Source organism: Photobacterium sp. CCB-ST2H9 (genome assembly GCF_023151555.2).
Taxonomy (GTDB): Bacteria; Pseudomonadota; Gammaproteobacteria; order Enterobacterales; family Vibrionaceae; genus Photobacterium.
In genome coordinates, this window is record NZ_CP100426.1 from 617,690 (window position 1) to 634,527 (window position 16,838).

The 16,838-nt window shown below is 47.5% G+C and carries 19 protein-coding genes and 1 riboswitch; of the genes, 10 read left to right on the forward strand and 9 right to left on the reverse strand.

Going from position 1 to position 16,838, the window contains the following annotated elements; genetic code table 11:
- Positions 1–765 (reverse strand): DUF3450 domain-containing protein, encoded by a 765-nt coding sequence (locus L4174_RS19405; protein ID WP_248142227.1) that lies wholly within the window; start codon positions 763–765, stop codon positions 1–3.
- A 265-nt stretch (positions 766–1,030) separates the two neighbouring features.
- Between L4174_RS19405 and L4174_RS19410 the strand changes: the two genes are divergently transcribed.
- Together L4174_RS19410 and L4174_RS19415 are read left to right on the forward strand one after the other, a co-directional pair.
- Positions 1,031–1,459: a hypothetical protein gene (locus L4174_RS19410; protein WP_248142226.1), complete on the forward strand. Its 429-nt coding sequence runs from the start codon at positions 1,031–1,033 to the stop codon at positions 1,457–1,459.
- Positions 1,460–1,752: 293 nt separating this feature from the next.
- On the forward strand, positions 1,753–2,334 hold the full coding sequence (locus L4174_RS19415) for a hypothetical protein (protein ID WP_248142225.1): 582 nt from the start codon (positions 1,753–1,755) through the stop codon (positions 2,332–2,334).
- Positions 2,335–2,642: 308 nt separating this feature from the next.
- Here L4174_RS19415 and L4174_RS19420 read toward each other — a convergent pair whose 3' ends face one another.
- Complete coding sequence (locus L4174_RS19420) at positions 2,643–3,182, reverse strand: hypothetical protein (RefSeq protein ID WP_248142224.1); 540 nt, start codon at positions 3,180–3,182, stop codon at positions 2,643–2,645.
- Positions 3,183–3,727: 545 nt separating this feature from the next.
- On the opposite strand from L4174_RS19420, the gene L4174_RS19425 reads away from it, so the two are divergent.
- Positions 3,728–6,316, forward strand: a complete 2,589-nt coding sequence (locus tag L4174_RS19425; RefSeq protein ID WP_248142223.1) for a family 20 glycosylhydrolase — start codon at positions 3,728–3,730, stop codon at positions 6,314–6,316.
- 69 nt (positions 6,317–6,385) lie between these two features.
- On the opposite strand, the gene L4174_RS19430 is transcribed toward L4174_RS19425, so the two are convergent.
- Positions 6,386–6,742 carry a VOC family protein gene (locus L4174_RS19430; protein ID WP_248142222.1) on the reverse strand — a complete coding sequence of 119 codons (357 nt, stop codon included), beginning with the start codon at positions 6,740–6,742 and terminating at the stop codon, positions 6,386–6,388.
- A 176-nt stretch (positions 6,743–6,918) separates the two neighbouring features.
- Positions 6,919–7,016: riboswitch (TPP riboswitch) on the forward strand.
- A 96-nt stretch (positions 7,017–7,112) separates the two neighbouring features.
- Here L4174_RS19430 and thiD point away from each other — a divergent pair.
- The 5 genes from thiD to tenA are packed head-to-tail and all read left to right on the forward strand — an operon-like array spanning position 7,113 to position 11,294.
- Positions 7,113–7,988: a bifunctional hydroxymethylpyrimidine kinase/phosphomethylpyrimidine kinase gene (thiD, locus tag L4174_RS19435; protein WP_248142221.1), complete on the forward strand. Its 876-nt coding sequence runs from the start codon at positions 7,113–7,115 to the stop codon at positions 7,986–7,988.
- A 49-nt stretch (positions 7,989–8,037) separates the two neighbouring features.
- The gene (locus L4174_RS19440; RefSeq protein ID WP_371929442.1) at positions 8,038–8,808 is read left to right on the forward strand and encodes an ABC transporter ATP-binding protein; all 771 of its coding nucleotides are present in this window, start codon (positions 8,038–8,040) and stop codon (positions 8,806–8,808) included.
- Positions 8,801–9,619, forward strand: coding sequence for an ABC transporter permease (locus tag L4174_RS19445; RefSeq protein WP_248142220.1), 819 nt, complete (start codon positions 8,801–8,803; stop codon positions 9,617–9,619). The genes L4174_RS19440 and L4174_RS19445 overlap by 8 nt, the downstream gene beginning before the upstream one ends.
- Before the next feature lie 19 nt (positions 9,620–9,638).
- A complete protein-coding gene (locus tag L4174_RS19450; RefSeq protein ID WP_248142219.1) occupies positions 9,639–10,580 on the forward strand; it encodes an ABC transporter substrate-binding protein in 942 nt (313 codons plus the stop codon).
- Between the two features lie 42 nt (positions 10,581–10,622).
- A complete protein-coding gene (tenA, locus tag L4174_RS19455; protein ID WP_248142218.1) occupies positions 10,623–11,294 on the forward strand; it encodes a thiaminase II in 672 nt (223 codons plus the stop codon).
- A 109-nt stretch (positions 11,295–11,403) separates the two neighbouring features.
- Here tenA and L4174_RS19460 read toward each other — a convergent pair whose 3' ends face one another.
- Positions 11,404–11,997, reverse strand: coding sequence for a TetR/AcrR family transcriptional regulator (locus L4174_RS19460; RefSeq protein WP_248142217.1), 594 nt, complete (start codon positions 11,995–11,997; stop codon positions 11,404–11,406).
- A 101-nt stretch (positions 11,998–12,098) separates the two neighbouring features.
- On the opposite strand from L4174_RS19460, the gene L4174_RS19465 reads away from it, so the two are divergent.
- Positions 12,099–12,710: a glutathione S-transferase gene (locus L4174_RS19465; protein WP_248143311.1), complete on the forward strand. Its 612-nt coding sequence runs from the start codon at positions 12,099–12,101 to the stop codon at positions 12,708–12,710.
- 113 nt (positions 12,711–12,823) lie between these two features.
- Here L4174_RS19465 and L4174_RS19470 read toward each other — a convergent pair whose 3' ends face one another.
- The 5 genes from L4174_RS19470 to L4174_RS19490 all read right to left on the reverse strand — a co-directional run bounded on the left by L4174_RS19470 (position 12,824) and on the right by L4174_RS19490 (position 15,995).
- Positions 12,824–13,369 (reverse strand): YaeQ family protein, encoded by a 546-nt coding sequence (locus L4174_RS19470; protein ID WP_248142216.1) that lies wholly within the window; start codon positions 13,367–13,369, stop codon positions 12,824–12,826.
- A 32-nt stretch (positions 13,370–13,401) separates the two neighbouring features.
- A complete protein-coding gene (locus tag L4174_RS19475; protein ID WP_248142215.1) occupies positions 13,402–13,869 on the reverse strand; it encodes a hypothetical protein in 468 nt (155 codons plus the stop codon).
- 64 nt (positions 13,870–13,933) lie between these two features.
- The gene (locus L4174_RS19480) at positions 13,934–14,236 is read right to left on the reverse strand and encodes a GIY-YIG nuclease family protein (protein ID WP_248142214.1); all 303 of its coding nucleotides are present in this window, start codon (positions 14,234–14,236) and stop codon (positions 13,934–13,936) included.
- The gene (locus L4174_RS19485; RefSeq protein ID WP_248142213.1) at positions 14,229–14,903 is read right to left on the reverse strand and encodes a YceH family protein; all 675 of its coding nucleotides are present in this window, start codon (positions 14,901–14,903) and stop codon (positions 14,229–14,231) included. The genes L4174_RS19480 and L4174_RS19485 overlap by 8 nt, the downstream gene beginning before the upstream one ends.
- Before the next feature lie 144 nt (positions 14,904–15,047).
- Positions 15,048–15,995: a diguanylate cyclase domain-containing protein gene (locus L4174_RS19490; RefSeq protein WP_248142212.1), complete on the reverse strand. Its 948-nt coding sequence runs from the start codon at positions 15,993–15,995 to the stop codon at positions 15,048–15,050.
- A 265-nt stretch (positions 15,996–16,260) separates the two neighbouring features.
- Here L4174_RS19490 and L4174_RS19495 point away from each other — a divergent pair, with 265 nt between their 5' ends.
- Entirely contained in the window at positions 16,261–16,713 is a 453-nt protein-coding gene (locus tag L4174_RS19495) for a DUF3069 domain-containing protein (protein ID WP_248142211.1), read from the forward strand.
- The last annotated feature ends 125 nt before the right edge of the window (positions 16,714–16,838 follow it).

Genomic DNA, 16,838 nt, shown 5'->3' on the forward strand with positions numbered 1-16,838 from the left:
TTATTGAACCTCCACGTGAGCTGACACCGGCAGTGAAATCAGTCCGGGAGCAATTTGTTTCGCTGCCATCGCATAGGCTTTATCCAGCTCAGAACCCACCTGCGATTCCAGTAACTGCCACTTGGCATCCTGTTCATTCCAGCCCCAGTAACGTTGTCCATCCAGACTGCGTGCGACAAAAGCTAGTCGTCCCAGATACAGCAAGTCAGCTTCAATGCTTTCTGCCGGTGACAAGGTCACTTTCCCCTGATACAGACCCATCTTTGTGCCGTAGTCCATTTCAATCTGATAGGCTTCCAGAATACGGCGATACTTTTCCGCATCACTGACATCTGCCTGCGCCATCATGAGTTCCAGCCTGGAAACCCGTGCTAAACGCTGATCGCGTTTGATCGGTCGGTCTTCTTCAACCAAGGTTTTCAGGCCGTCGATCATCTGATACATCAACGGCACAACGCCCTGACGGGTTTCCTGAATTCCGGTAATTTGTTCATTCAGACTGGCTTTTTCATTTTCCTGACTGTCGACCAGTCGGGCCAGGTGATCCCGGTAAATGGTCAGATTCTTGACTTCTTCCTGAAGCGCTTCGATGTCTGCCTTCATCGACAGAACGTGTTCCGCACTCGTATCGATCCTCTGTTGGCTTTGCGCTGCAGATTGATTCATTTTCGTTTCGATAACGCGAGCAGAATCAAGGCTGGTGGCTGCTGCGTTCACACTGAGACCGATGGCTATCATGGCCAGGCTGAATTTCACTTTGTTCATTTGGAGCAGTTACCTTAGCATCCGGTTCAGAAAGTCAAACCCGATGTTCGCTTTCTACAACTGTTATGATACTCAGTTATCTGAGCTACTGGTCACACATCTTAGTTGAAAACAAATCTCATTTAAACTATAAATCCGGAAAATTTCTTTCCGCCGTTTACATGAGAATCAACTAAATTCTCGGACAAAACGATCGGGTGAACCCAGTGACCAGTCGCCTAGGGAAAGCTATAATGTGCGGCAAATCAGTAATTCGGAATATAAAGTGACCAACCTCCCTCTTGAAATCATTCAACGACAGCTCAGCGACTTAGGGTTTCGGCCTGAGAATATGCGCTTCGTCACCGTCTCAGCCATGTCACCTGAACAACTGGAAGCTTGTACTGCCCAGCAGGATGAATGCTTTTACAACAGTTATATGAACGTTATCTATGGTAAGGGAGAGCGTTACGTCCTGGGATTCCGCTGTGAAGATCCGATTGTTGATCACGCGATTATCCGTGTCGGAGACCAATATTTTGACCCAACTTTACAAGCGAACGGGAACTTTGAATCGTATCAGTTTGCTGTTTTAACCGAATTCACCGTGTTTGATATGATGAAACACGCGAAATCGAATAAAGATTTCCCGCCGGATTTGGATTATCTCCTCAGCAAAAAAAGTAAATTCAAAAACATCATTGCCGCGAACTAAAGCTGAATCGCATGACTGACTCTGGCCAGAGTCAGTCAAAGCCAGTGCACTTTCTTCAATCATTTTCCACTAAAAACTTGAGCTCATGCTCAAAGTTCTTTCAATTGTCTTACTTTTTACGCTTACCCCATGAGATTTCGCGATTTCTGTGGCATAAATGTGCTTTGTAATACAACACTCATATAAGAGAAGACTCTCTTTTAAATTATCAATAAGTAATAGGAAGGCAATGCATGAAACCCTTGGTTTTCAGTCTGTTCAGTTTACTCCTGACCGGATGCAGCAGCGGTGTATTGATCTCTATTCCTGAAGATTTTCAAACTGCCGATAAAGCCAGCCAAGGCTTTCTCGTCGGCAGCCTGGGCGCCACAACAATCTGGCCCTCAACCGGCGAAAACCTGCAAACAACACTGATTTTCCGAAGCACGGAGTCGAACGATCGCTTCAGTGTCTCAAATGATAATAATGACAGTGATTTCAAAACGACACGTGTATCCAGTTCATTATTCACCTTGCCCTTGCCCGCGGGAACTTACCAGCTGGATACGGTCACCTTTAAAGGAACGGATGGCAGGAAAACGGTGCAAACGCAATCTGACAAACCTTTGAATATCAGTTTTCATATCATCGCCGGCGAAGTTACCTATCTGGGACAGTTTATTGCAAGCAGCCAGGTGTCCAAAAGCCCGTTGTGGAATACCGAATACCCGAATGGGCGCGGCTACCTGACTCATAGTTATGCAGAAAAACAAGACAAGGCGTTGCTTTATCAACAGCATCCTGAGCTGTCATCATTTCGCTTTCGTGCCGCTGCTCTGCAAGGAAGCCCTTCAAACTTGCTGAAAATTGAGACGAAGACGGCTCCTCAAGGTTAAAGTGACAGAGTCACATAATTTTTGTTTATCTTTAAATGAAATACAGGCACTTAGAGCAAATTTTACTCAGACTCACAAAGCAAAAAAATACCATAGAAATCTGCTGGCCCAGTGCTTGACTTTGGCAAATACGACATGGAATCTGGAGTCCGAGCATTTCCCACAGAGTTATGCACAGCTTTTGTGGATAACGAAAACCAAAAGATATCTTCTCTTTCTCCATGAAGTAATATCGTTAATTTCTGAGCACATACGAAAAAGGCCAGACGATGTCTGGCCCGATTCAACCGTTATCTCAAGCTTTCAGCTTACTGAATAGCTGAACATTCAGCGCTTTCGATACTCAGATTCGAGTTAAATTTATATTCAGCAAGGTATTGAACCGCCGTTGGATAAAAACCGACATTAATGGCTGCTTCGAGGTCAGAAAGGTCAATTTTATAAGTTTTCAGGCCAACCTCGGTCAGTTCGTTTGGTAAGCAGCTGTTAGCGTCCCCTTCTTCAAAGCACATACCCGCTGTATCTGGAATTTTGGCACAACCGACATCCGTTACCGAACCGACTGCATTCACCAGATCATCCCGCGAGCCAAAAGGTGCATTATCAGGCAGACCCACATTATAGCCCTGCAGTTCTGTCCAGGTATGGTATCCATCCGGTACACCTGTAATACCTTGAGTATTTGCGCTGTAAAGCGTGAATACTTCAACTTTGCCCTCTAACAAATCTTTTACTGTCTCTTCATCACAGCCAGCCAGGGCCAGGAGTGAGCAAAGAATCACTGCTGCTCTTGTCATTTTTCTATCCTTTGTATTTATGAGTGTTGCAGGGTGAGTATCTTCTACCAAAAAGCAGAATTCCACTTCCAGACATAAAACTGATAGCTGGCTGCCATTTTCTTCAATTGTTCTGTTTTCGGCTCAAATTTGCTTATTTTTCACCCACATTTATCCGCAATGCTATCTGATGTGCTTTTTCGAATTTCCAAACTGATAACATTCATTTTTAATCAACTATACGCATAAATTTGAACAAATTTGTTTTTTCCGCAATCTTATGTCCCAATGTGGGCAAACTTCTTACGTGCCAATAATTATCAATCAAAATTTTTAGAATTTTTCCCTCTCCTGCTCCCCACCAATCGAAAGCACGCTATGTCGTAGAGGAATTGACCTGCCTTAGCATAACATCCTCTATTTATTGAAAATTCCACGCCAAAATTTAACCTCAATCACGAATAAATGGTGAATTAATCAACAGCTTGTATGATTTTCTTGGCCGCAACAGCATTTTTAGTATTTCCTCTTGCCCAATCACTTATTGATGTTTTTATTAATTCATTCAGATCGTTAGGCTACAGCTAATGATTTTTTACTCGTCGAAATAAGGAACCATGATGAAAACATCTGTATTAGCGTTAGCCTTATCGGCTGCTATTGCTGGCCCGGCGCTGGCAATCCCGGCAGCAGATCTGGATCAGCTTGGTCAGGGATTGGATGTGACCTACACCGTTGTAGATAACACCCAGCAAGACTGGGTCTCTTTCCGGGCCAGACTTGATTTTACGAACCAGAGCGCCAAAACCCTGCCTGCAACCGGCTGGAGTATTTACTTTAGCCATATCCGTATGGTGAAAGATGTTCTGAATGAACAAGTCAAAATCACACATGTTAACGGCGATATTTTCAAACTGGAACCAACGGATAAGTTCGTTCCTCTGGCACCCGGCCAATCACTGACCATTGAGTTTGATGCTTCCGACTGGCAGGCTGCGAAAACGGACATTATGCCGAACTGGTATTTTGTTTCTGAAGACAATGGCAACACCATTACATCTCTCATCACCAGTACCAGCAACCACATCAATGGTGCCGTGCCAACCAAACCTTCTGAAGAACTGCCGTTTGTTGCTGATTTTACATCACCGCAGCAATGGAAGCGTTACGGCAGTGCTGCGATCACGGATTACTACAATCCCTTCACCGCGCAAGATCGTTATCAGCGTAATGCCGATCTGAGTACTCTGGAAAACCCTGTGGGTGTCATCCCATCCCCAGCCCAGTTCACTCTCGGCAGTGGCAGCGTCAGTATTGATTCAAGCTGGGTTGTTGTTTATGACAATGGCTACGAAGGCCAGGCGACCTTCCTTGCCAATCAGTTAGGCCTGACGGCCGTACCATGGTCACCGGCCACGAAAAAACGTATCAACGTTGGCTGGAGCCAGGTCAATGTCAATGGCATTCAAAAATGGGATGAAGCCTATAACCTGAATGTTAACCCGCAAAACGAAATCATTTCGATCGGTGCTGCGGATGGCGCAGGAGCACTGTATGCCTCTCAGTCATTACTTCAATTGGTCGATGGTAACCAGATCCCCGCGGTAGATATCGCGGATGCACCGCGTTTTGCGTATCGCGGCCTGTCCGTTGATGCGGTGCGCAACTTCCGCAGCAAAGACTCAATCATTCAGTTGCTTGACCAGATGGCGGCGTTTAAGCTGAACAAACTCCATCTCCGTCTTGCTGACGATGAAGGCTGGCGAATTGAAATTACAGGACTCCCAGAACTGACAGATGTCGGTTCAAAACGTTGTCATGATCCTAAAGAAAAATCCTGTCTGCTGCCATTCCTGGGTGCCGGTCCGGACGGTAGTGCTGAATCAAATGGATACTATACGGCAGAAGATTACCGGGACATCCTTCAGCATGCGGCTTCGCTGAGCATTGAAGTAGTTCCGGAAATTGATATTCCTGGCCATGCGCACGCTGCGATTAAAGCCATGGAAGCGCGCTATGACCACTTTGCCGCTCAGGGAAATCTGGAAGAAGCCAGCAAATACCTGCTGACAGATTTCAGCGACACAACAGAATATCTTTCTGTTCAGATGTTTACAGACAATGCTATCAACGTTTGTATGGATTCAACCTACAATTTCGTTGATGCTGTGGTCAAAGGTCTGGTGAACCTGCATCAGGGAGTTCAGCCACTGAAAACCTTCCACTTTGGTGGCGATGAGATTGCCGGTGCATGGGTTAACTCTCCTGTCTGTCAGGCATTTATTGCCAACAACACAGATGGCGTCAACAGTGTTTCTGACCTGAGCCGTTACTTTGTCGAGCGTATCTCTGTCATTACAGCGAACTATGGTCTGGATATGGCAGGCTGGGAAGACGGTCTGATGCACAGCGGACAAGTCTACCCCCGCTCTGAAATGGCCAACAGTCAGCTCTGGGGTAACGCCTGGCAGAATATCTGGGAATGGGGTGTTGCTGACCGTGCCTATAATCTGGCAAACAACGACTATAAAGTTGTTTACAACCATGCCAGCCACCTGTATTTCGACCATCCATACGAGCCGGATCCAAACGAACGCGGTTACTATTGGGCGCCACGTTTCACCGACACCCGGAAGACCTTTGGTTACATGCCGGATGATGTGTTCGCAAATGCCGACTTCACCCGTGCCGGTGCACCAATTACGAAAGAAGACGTGGTTGCCGGTGCTGGTGTGAAAAAACTCCTGAAACCTGAAAATGTATTGGGTATTCAGGGTTCGCTGTGGGCTGAAACAGTCCGTACTGAAGCTCAGTTCGAAGGGATGACTTTCCCGCGTGTTCTGGGTCTGGCCGAGCGTGCATGGCATACGGCGGGCTGGGAAGCCAATGACAACGCTGGCACCCCTGTAGACAAGGCAGCCCGTAATACGGACTACAACCGCTTCGCAAACCTCCTGGGCCAGAAAGTGCTGCCGAAACTGGAGCAAAGCGGCATTACGTTCAACCTGCCTGTCCCTGGCGGCGTCCTCGAAAATGGTGTCCTGAAGGCGAACTCCACCTTCCCTGGCCTGACCATTGAGTACTCAGTCGATCAGGGCGCAAGTTGGCAGGCTTATGATCGCCTCAATCCACCAGCAGCGGCGAGTGGTGTCCAGCTGCGAACAGTGTCTGGTGACCGAAGCAGCCGGATTACAACAGTGAATTAAGCAACATCATTGCCCGAACGATAAAGAGCTCCGTCAGGAGCTCTTTTCATTCATCAATCGGGTGCTTTGCTACTCGGGAGCAGCCCAGACAGCAAGTTCATTACCACTCGGTTCTGTAAAGTGGAACCGGCGGCCTCCGGGAAACGCAAAAATCGGTTTCACAATTTTGCCGCCCGCTTCGATGACTTTTTGCTCTGTCGCTTCTAAATTATCACTGTACAGCACAATTAAAGCCGCACCTTTTTCTGATTCAGATTTCAGGGGCGCCGCATAAAATCCCCCATCCAGCCCCTGATCCGAAAAAGCTGTATATTCATCACCATAATCTGTAAATGACCAGCCAAAAGCGGATTCAAAAAAAGCTTTTGTTGCCGGCAGGTTACTTGCAGGAAATTCAACGTAATTAATCTGATGATGCTGTTTCACTGAATGTCTCCAGAATTATTGACGGTAACGATATCATAGGCTTTCTTTAACACCTCTGTCCGGAGCCCGCACAGATTTTCTGGAATTCTTTTGCTTTCTTCAAAAAAACAGGGTTAGAATGCCAACGCAAAATGATACTGAAGACAACAAGCTTCGGTTGAACATACAGAATGATTAAACGTTAGTCGGGGAGTCGAAAGGCTGAGACCACGCTGTGGGACCCGTTGAACCTGATCCAGCTCATACTGGCGTAGGGAACTAGCAGACTTGCCTGCCACTAAGCGCCAATTCCTGACGGCTCAGTGACCATCGCGACTGTTCGTCATCCCTGCCCCATCATGAATCATGATATTGATGCCAAGGGATGAAAATGAACAAGCCAGCTCACCATGAACTTTCCCCAGAAATTAAAACCCCGATTACACTGACAATTGCAGGTTCAGACAGTGGTGGTGGTGCCGGGATACAGGCTGATATCAAAGCCATTTCGGCAACTGGCGGCTATGCCTGTTCGGTTATCACGGCACTGACGGCTCAAAATACACAGAGCGTAACGGGTATTTTTCCGGTCAGCCCGGCGTTTGTTGAACAACAGCTGGATGCTGTCTTCAGCGACCTTGATATCCAATCGGTAAAAATAGGCATGCTGAGTGATGCGACTATCATTCGTGCTGTTGCTAAAAAACTGCGTCAATACCGGCCGAAATTCATCGTTCTCGACCCGGTGATGGTTGCAACCAGCGGTGACTTATTACTGGAAGCCGAAGCCATTTCCACTCTGAAGTCAGAACTTCTTCCTCTGGCAACACTGATCACGCCAAATCTGCCAGAAGCAGTCGCTTTAACCCATGTTTCATCCCTTTCTGGTACAGTTTCAACTGTTGTGTACACAAAAGAAACAGAAGAAAAAGAAGCGCTGATTGAGCAGTTGAAACAACTCAACACTGAAGCTGTTTTGCTGAAAGGGGGACATTGGGAACAGGAAGCACAAAGCACGGACTATCTCATCCTAGAAAGTGACACCGTCACCCTAACTGCTTCGCGAGTTCAGACGCAGAACACGCATGGCACGGGATGCACGCTGTCTGCAGCGATTGCTTCTTATCTGGCTCAGGGATACACCCTCACAGAAGCCGTGACACGCGGGAAAGCCTATCTGACGCAAGCCCTGTTACATGCGGATCAACTTCGGATTGGCCAAGGTCATGGCCCGGTTCATCACTTCTATTCACTCCAGCCGCGTTAAGGAGAAGCAGGTGCCTGAGCAAATCATCACTCGTCAGGAAGAAAACCACATGACTGACCGGCAGGCAGGCTTGGGGGTTCAGCTGAATAATATTCGTCTGCATTACCCTGATCAGGAAATGCCATTATTCAGACAGCTGAATCTCAGTTTAATCCCAGGCCAGTGGCATTGCATTCTCGGGCAAAGCGGATGCGGTAAAACCACATTACTCAGGCTACTAGCCGGATTATTACCTGCCGACGTCCATTGGCAAGGGAGCATTAAAACCAGCAGCAACCAACCTGTGAATGCACAGATTGCCTATATGGCTCAGCAGGATTTACTGCTTCCCTGGCTGAATGTGCTTGATAATGTTTGCTTTGGTGTTCAGCTCAAACACGGAAAAGTCAGTGAGACGCATCAGTCACAAGCGATTGAACTGTTAGAACGCGTCGGCTTAAAAAAATACATCTCTACCCCCCCATCAAGGCTCTCTGGCGGAATGCGTCAGCGGGTTTCACTCGCCCGAACCCTGATGCAGGACCAGCCACTCGTATTAATGGATGAACCTTTTTCAGCACTGGATGCTGTCACACGATACAAATTGCAGGATCTGGCTGCAGAACTGCTGGAAAACCGAACCGTACTGCTCATTACACATGACCCTCAGGAAGCACTCCGTCTGGGACACTCTGTGTTCCTGATGCAAGGCCAGCCCGCAAAAATCACCTCGCTGCCAACCCCGGACGGGACGATTCCGCGTGAAATCGACGCCCGTCTTGTGAATTGTCAGCAGCAGATCCTGAAAGCCCTGAGTTTGGTAAACCAACACAATGACTAAATTATTGGCTCAATGGCAAACTGGCAAACCTGTCAAAACACGTTCTATTCACCATCACCCGCTCGCGCGGCTGGTCATCAGTCTTGGTGTTCTGGCCCTCGGCTGGCAGGCTGTGGTCACAGTGTTTCAATTGCCCGGTTTTATCCTGCCGGAACCACTGGCTGTACTCAATAAACTGATTCAGCGCCACGATGTACTGCTTCGCCATGCCTGGGTCACAACCTGTGAAATCATGCTGGGTCTGGTCACAGGGTTAGGGGTCGGACTCTTTTGTGCATTGTTGATGCTGCTTTTTACCCCTGTCAGACGCTGGATGTTGCCCCTGCTGATAGCCAGTCAGGCGATTCCTGTTTTCGCACTCGCCCCAATTCTGATGCTCTGGCTGGGGTACGGTATCGCCTCCAAAGTTGTGATGGCTGCCATCATCATTTTCTTTCCGGTGACGACCTGCTGCTATGACGGTCTTCGCCATACACCGCAAGGATATCTTGATCTGGCAAAAACACTTCATGCAACGCGCTGGCAAATCCTGCGCCACATCCGACTGCCGGCTGCATTACCGGCACTGGCATCCGGAATCCGTGTGGCTGTTGTCGTCGCACCGATTGGCGCCGTTGTCGGTGAGTGGGTCGGCGCCAGCGAAGGGCTGGGCTACCTGATGTTACAGGCCAATGCCCGAATGATGATCGACGAGATGTTTGCAGCTCTTTTTATATTGGCCAGCCTCTCTGTTGCTCTTTATTTCGGGACCGACTTTCTGCTGAAACGCGCAATTCCATGGCTGCCTGAAAACAGTCAGTCACAATCATGATTTAACCAAGGATACGCTTATGATTCACTTCCCCACCCGTACTGCGATCGCTGTCGCAGTGACAGCTGTGACATTCCAGGCACAAGCGAAAGAACTCACCTTGATGCTGGACTGGTTTGTTAACCCTAATCACGGCCCGATCATCATTGCTCAGAAAAATGGCCTGTTTCAGGAGCAAGGGCTCGACATTAAAATTCAGGAACCAGCCGATCCGTCCATGCCCGCCAAACTGGTTGCCGCAGGCAAAACTGATTTAGCCATTTCTTACCAGACCAGCCTGACAATTGATGTGGCGGCAGGTCTTCCGTTGATTCGGGCATCCACCCTGATTGCAACGCCGCTCAACACCTTGATGGTCCTGGATAAAAAAGGGATTGAATCTCTGGCTGATCTGAAAGGAAAAACCATTGGAATCGCCATCGCAGGAAATGAAGAAGCGACTATTGGTACCATGCTGAAAACAGCCGGTGTTGATTTCTCCGAGGTCAAAATCGTGAATGTTGGCTGGGCACTCTCTTCTTCGCTGGCATCCGGAAAAGTTGACGCCATCTGGGGTGGCCTGCGTAACTTCGAGTCAAACCAGCTGGCACTGGAAGGCTATCAGGCAAAAGCGTTCTTCCCTGAGGAGCACGGTGTACCGCCTTATGACGAACTGGTCGTGGTCGCCAATAAAAAACAGTACAACGCTGAAGACCTCAAAAAATTCAACAAGGCACTGGAAAAAGCAACGCAGTACATTGTGAATCACCCGGATCAGGCCTGGAAAACCTTCATCTCATATTCACCCGATACCCTGGACAATGAGCTGAACAAAATGGCCTGGCGAGATACCTTGCCGCGCTTTGCTCTCCGTCCGGCAGCGGTTGATCAGGCCCGCTACGATCAATTCTCTGATTTTATGTATCAACACAAGATCATCGATAACGCCCCCAAAGCGAAAGATTTTGTCCCGGCTTTTTAAGCCAGGTCAGAACACAAGAAACACACATTTCAGGGAATACACATGAATCATCTGGATTTGATCAATGCATGTCAAAATGACTGGCATGACTACACCCACCACATCTTTGTGCAGCAACTCGCCAGTGGGGAACTGAACCCGGGGGCTTACCTGCACTATCTGAAACAGGATTTTTTGTTCCTGAAACATTACGCCCGTGCTTACGCCCTGGCTATTTTTAAAGCGCGGACTTTAGACGAAATGCGACGCCCTCTCCCGGGGTTACAAGCGTTGATTGGCAGCGAGATGCATCATCACATCAGTTATTGTGAACAATGGGGACTCACTGAGTCAGATATGGAGGCGGAAGCCGAAGATGTCGGCACTGTGGCTTACACCCGTTATGTGCTTGATACGGGCATGGCTGGCGACATGGCTGACCTGTTTACGGCCCTCGCACCTTGTGCGATTGGTTATGCCATGATCGGTGAAAGACTGATTCATGCCACTGAAACCAACTTAACCAATAACCCATACAGCAGCTGGATTACGCTGTATGGTGGCGAATCCTTCCAACACGATGTGCAGAACAGCATCCATTATCTGAACAGTCTGCTGGAAGAAATCTCTGTACACAGTCCGAGAGGTCAGCAGCTCATCAACATCTTCAGGACAGCGACACGTATGGAAGTTGCGTTCTGGCAACAGGGACTGAACGCGGCCGAAGCATCATAAATAATTACCTGATCTGATAAGCCGTTTACAAATGGCCAGACTGAAATCTGGCCCTTTTCCCAGCCACATGGTCATCTCAGTCTGTGCATTTATCAATTGTTCCCGCAAATTATTTCCCGGCCAGGTGTAAGTTCTCCAGCATATTCAGCAGGATACCCACGCCATCTTCCAGCATTTCATATTGCCGCGCTTTACCGAGCACCCGGATTCCCTGCATTTGCATGACCAGAAAACGGCTGAACTGAACCGGATCCGTTGCTTTATTCCATTCGCCGTTTGCCTGAGCATTCCGGATTGCCTGTTGATAACGTGCAGCCAGGGTTTCGAAGAGTAAACCACCCGATGCCAGCACACTTTCATCACAGTGGGCCCGTTCGAGCAAAGCATTTTGCATGAAACACCCACATTTCTGATCGCGCTGTAGGGCAACAAAACGTTTCAGATAAGCCAGAATATCGGAGTAACCCGATTCATCGTGCAAAATTTTTCGCAATGGCGGAAACGACACCTGTTGCAGGTAATAATCCAGCGCTTCACTGAAAAGAGAGGCTTTATCCGTATAAGTGTTGTAAAGACTGAATCGGTTGATCTCCAGATGTTCGACCAAATCCGACACTGAAGTATCGGCATAGCCTTTTTGCCAGAACAGTTCCATTGCCTGGATAAGCTTTTCTTCTCTGTCAAAATTTTTGGTTCTGGCCATATTGATTCTCACTGGGATCTTTTTTCATATTACGTACTTGACGTAAGGCTGTTTATTCCCTTAGATTTTAATCTAAACGATCATTCCGATAAAGGTGCATGATGAAAATCTATGAGCTCGCCCCCTCCCCAAGTGCAAGACGTGTGAGTATCTTTCTGGCCGAAATGGGCATCGACGTTGAACGGGTTTCCGTTGATATCCGCAGTGGCGAAAATCTGACGGAAGCATTTCAGAGCAAGAGCGCGAACCACTTAATTCCGGTATTGGAGCTGGATGACGGTACTACGATCTGTGAATCCATCGCAATCTGCCGGTATTTTGACGAATGTTACCCTTCCGATAAGTCTTTGTTCGGCAATTCGCCGATTGAAAAAGCACAGATTGAAATGTGGCAACGCATTGTTGAATTGAAAGGTTTATTGGTTGCGATGCAGGCATTCAGGAATCTGACCGGTATTTATCAGGACCGTGAAACCTGTATTGAAGCATGGGGAGAAGTCTCACGGGACCGCCTTGTGGCATTTCTGCCGGAACTGGACCAACAACTCTCGAAGTCGCCCTATATCGCTGGCGAGAATTTCTCTGTGGTAGACATTACCGCCGTTGTGATGTGCAATTTCATGAAAAATCTGAACGTCGAGGTTGATGAGTCACTCCCTCATCTTCAGGCCTGGCTTCAAAAAGTCAGCACCCGCGCTTCAGTATCCCGGTAAAAAAACAACAGAAGGAATTTGGATGATTGATCTCTATACAGCGCGTACGCCAAATAGTCACAGCATGAAATGAGCCAAAAAGAGTGGCCAGAAAGCCACTCTTTTCAGCGTATTTAAGCAGAGCGCTGCCACCACTGCGGGATGACCGTACAATTGCCGGTATTGCCGGACAACCAGGCGTGCTCGCCTTCGATCGTCAGTTGCAGTTGCATTGTCCGTTCAACCATGCCCTCAAGGCATGCAAGTGCTTCATCTTCGATGAACACAACCGAAACATTTTTATATTGTGAAGCTTTTGATTTCATGGACTGCCACCAGATTGGCGCAGCATTATCACCATAAGCATAAATCACCACGCGATCCGCTTTTTGGGCCGCGCGTTTCACCCTTTTTTCATCAGGCAGACCCAGCTCAACCCACAGCTCGATCTCATCGCTCAGATTCTTTTTCCACAAATCAGGCTCATCGGTATCACAGAGCCCTTTGGTAAAAGCCAGATCCTGATCGGCATTCAGCCCCCAGGCCAACACCCGTAACATGAGCCGCTGCAGTGTCTCCGACGGATGACAAGCCAGTGTATGTGACCCGTCAAGGTAACAATCCCTGTCCAGATCAGCGACATTCATTTGCGCTTTATAAATGGTGGCTTTCAGAGCCATAATTGAGTTTCCAGATCATCAGTAAAAATTAATTATTGCCGCCGTAAAGCTGCAAAACGCTGATTCATTGCTTCCAGCGCATTTGCAACGTGCTGACATTCCAATGTTACACGCTCATCTGAAAATTCACTAAAGCCATTTGCATAATAATCTTGCGAATGGGCTAATTTCGACTGCCAGGCAATTAAATCCACTTTTGGCAGCTGCTCTTTGACAACAAACCGGCCCGCCTGTATGTATTCAAGTGCGAGCCGGGAGTATTCAATGTATTGATCATTCACCTGTCGGCGGGTTTCATCCATACTCCTGGTACAAGCCTGAAGCACTGCATCCTTGAGCATGTATGTCGTATACAGATTGACCAGTCTTTTCGCATTTTCACTCAGGGGCTGGCCGGGTTGAGGGTGACTGGTAATGCCTGCTGCCTGCACAGATGTTGCAGAAAATGCAGCAAACAGGCCAATCGCCATGACTTGCCGAGATATCCATGATCTATTCACAATCGTCCCCACTTCTACACAAACTGAAAGTCGTCACCGCACACTGAGATTTTTCAGAGGCAGCTTAAAAACAGGTGGGGAATAATTCGGCAAGCGTGATTTGTTTGGCAGCCAGTGCCTCTTTGACAGATTTAGGCAGTTGTTTAATTTTATATTCCAGCTGCATCGCCTTGCGTTTATCCCCAATCCTGATACTCCATGCCAGAATCAGAGGCCCTTTTCCTCTCAAAGAACGGGCCCCTTTCTGACCAGACTGGTGTTCAGAGAAACGACGGTTCACATCCGTCGTTACTCCACAATATAGGCGATTACAGCGTGTACGTATTAAATAGACAAACCAGATTGGTACAGGATCACGCTTATTCACTTAACTCTCTGATTTTATCTTTCAGCATCAAAATTTCTTCTTTTAACGATGCAACTTCATCTTCGAGCAATGCCAGACGTTCCTCTGTCTCCTCATCATGACCACCGGAAACACTGAACTGAGACTGACTCTGCGTTGAGGACATTTGCGCGATGTCTTCATCACCAAACAAATGCATATAACGACTGTCACGTTTACCGGATTCACGGGGAAGCTTGACCACAAAAGGTCCTTTGCTGTCTTCTGCCATAGAAGCAAGCACAGTCTCTGCTTCTTTCACATCCGCAAATGTGCACAGTCGGTTCGTTCTGGTACGAATTTCACCTGCCGTTTGCGGGCCTCGGAGCAGTAAGACACAAAGAATGCCTTTTCCCTGTTCAGAGAACTGAAGTGTACTGAATTCAGTATTGCAAAAACGGTGCTGATATTTGGTGACACGACTGCCAAAGCCGGTCACTTCCTGAATCAGGCGCTTAGATTTCAGACTTTCCAGCGTATCCATCACCGTCGCTTCATCCAGTGACATCACGGGATCGCGGTTACTTTTTTGATTACAGGCAGTTGTCAGTGAGTTCAGAGTAAGGGGATACTGATCCGGCGTGGTCACTTCTTTTTCAAGCAGACAGCCAATGATTCTCGCTTCAAGAGGGCTAAGAGTTATCTCCATACAAATTGATCCTTTTTCTTATCGTTTTCTGTTGGATGGCGATAAACACCGCCATCCATGACCTGAAAAGAGATTATCATGGTCAAAGAATCCGACAAGCGGAAAGTCCATCAATGATGGGGATACACACTAATGAATCAAGAATCAGGTGACTTCTGCAGCAATAAAGCAGTTTCTCCCATGTTCTTTTGCCTGATAAAGCACTTTATCGACAATCTGGTAGATGTGCTCAGGCGTTTCCAGCCCGGTCGGGACCCATGAAACCATCCCCTGACTGACGGTGACAATATGCGATGTCGTCGATTGAGTATGAGGAATTTCCAGTCGTTCAATGCACTTTTTCAGACGCTGACACTCTTTGATGGCTTTTTGTTTATCGCATTGACTCAGCAAGACCACAAACTCTTCACCGCCATATCGGGCCACCAGTTCTCCCGCCCGGCTGAAGTTATCTTTCAACTCTTTCGCCACCATTTGCAGGCAGCGGTCTCCTTCCAGATGCCCATAATGATCGTTGTAAGGCTTAAAGTGATCAACGTCGATCATTATCACAGTCAGCGGATTTCCGCTGCGCCCATGAATTGATATGAATTCGGCAAGTTTGATATCTAGATAACGCCGGTTTGCAATTTTAGTCAGCCCATCCTCATTCACTTGCTCCGACAACTTTTCGTTTGCAAATCTGAGCTGTTCAGAGGTGGCTTTCAATTGATGACGCATATTGGCAATACGCTGCATGGCTTTGAGCTTGGAGACCAGTACAATCTTATCAACCGGCTTTACCAGGTAATCATCCCCGCCCATATCAATGGCCTTCGCAATCATTTCCGGTTCATCGTGACCACTGAGAAAAATGATCGGAACCCATTCTGAATGCTGACGACGCAGTTGCCGTACCACTTCGACACCATCCATCTCCGGCATGCTGATATCCATTAAAACCAGATCAGGTTCAAAATTCGGATATCGAATAATCGCTTCTTCTCCCGAACCCACAGCTTCTACATGATGACCCAGGCGCTGTAATCTCACTGCTAATTGTAATCTTTCTACATGCACATCATCGACGAGCAATATTCGCATTGCATCCATTCAGGCATCCCGCTGTTCTGTTAGGTATTCGTTAACAACATTTATAGCACAGAGTGAATATCAAAGTGTCGCCCGTTACTCCGTCCAGTTCACAACCTCTGCATTCAACCTCGCGATTTTGAAAGCAATTTTCAGCCCCTAATTTCAGCTCTTTCAATCTCTCTGAAGAACCTTAATCTCAAAGAGAGAAAGTCATCTATATTGACTTTTAGTGCTATGTCATTAGCATTCGCCTCCTTTATTCAAAACACCCTTAGGAATTTGTATGTCTGAGATTGATAAACAAGACCTCGATCAGGTCGAAAATGTTGAGTACACGCTGGACGATTGCTCACCTGAATTGCGCCAGGTCGTAGAATTTGAGCAGGTACCGGAAGAGCTGTTAAACATGCTGGTCAATGTGTATAAGGTCTCAGAACCGACTTCCCGGGAAGCCTGGGATGAACTGCCGGCCAGTGCTCAGAACGTACTGGATAATTTCGAACAATTTCATGCGCTGGTTGCACTCAGTCAAAGCTATGCTGGCGTCGACTTCCTGGGCGAAATGCAGGATGCTCAACTGCCAGAGCAGATGAGCGAAGAAGAACAAAGCGAATACAAAGCTGTTCTTTTAGACAAAGTACTGCGTAATTGCGTTAAAGATCTGTGTAAACAACTGAAACAGGCTCGTCGTCACCCGCCGATGAAAAAAGAGTTCCAGTCGATTTTCAATCAGTAATCTTTCAGGGAGCACTCAGCTCCCTGTTTTTTAGTGCTCATCTGACTGCCAGCTGAACCGCCCTCCAGTTAATTGAACATCGTTTAAAACAGCTTGAGATCACCTTGCGATTACTTATACTTAAC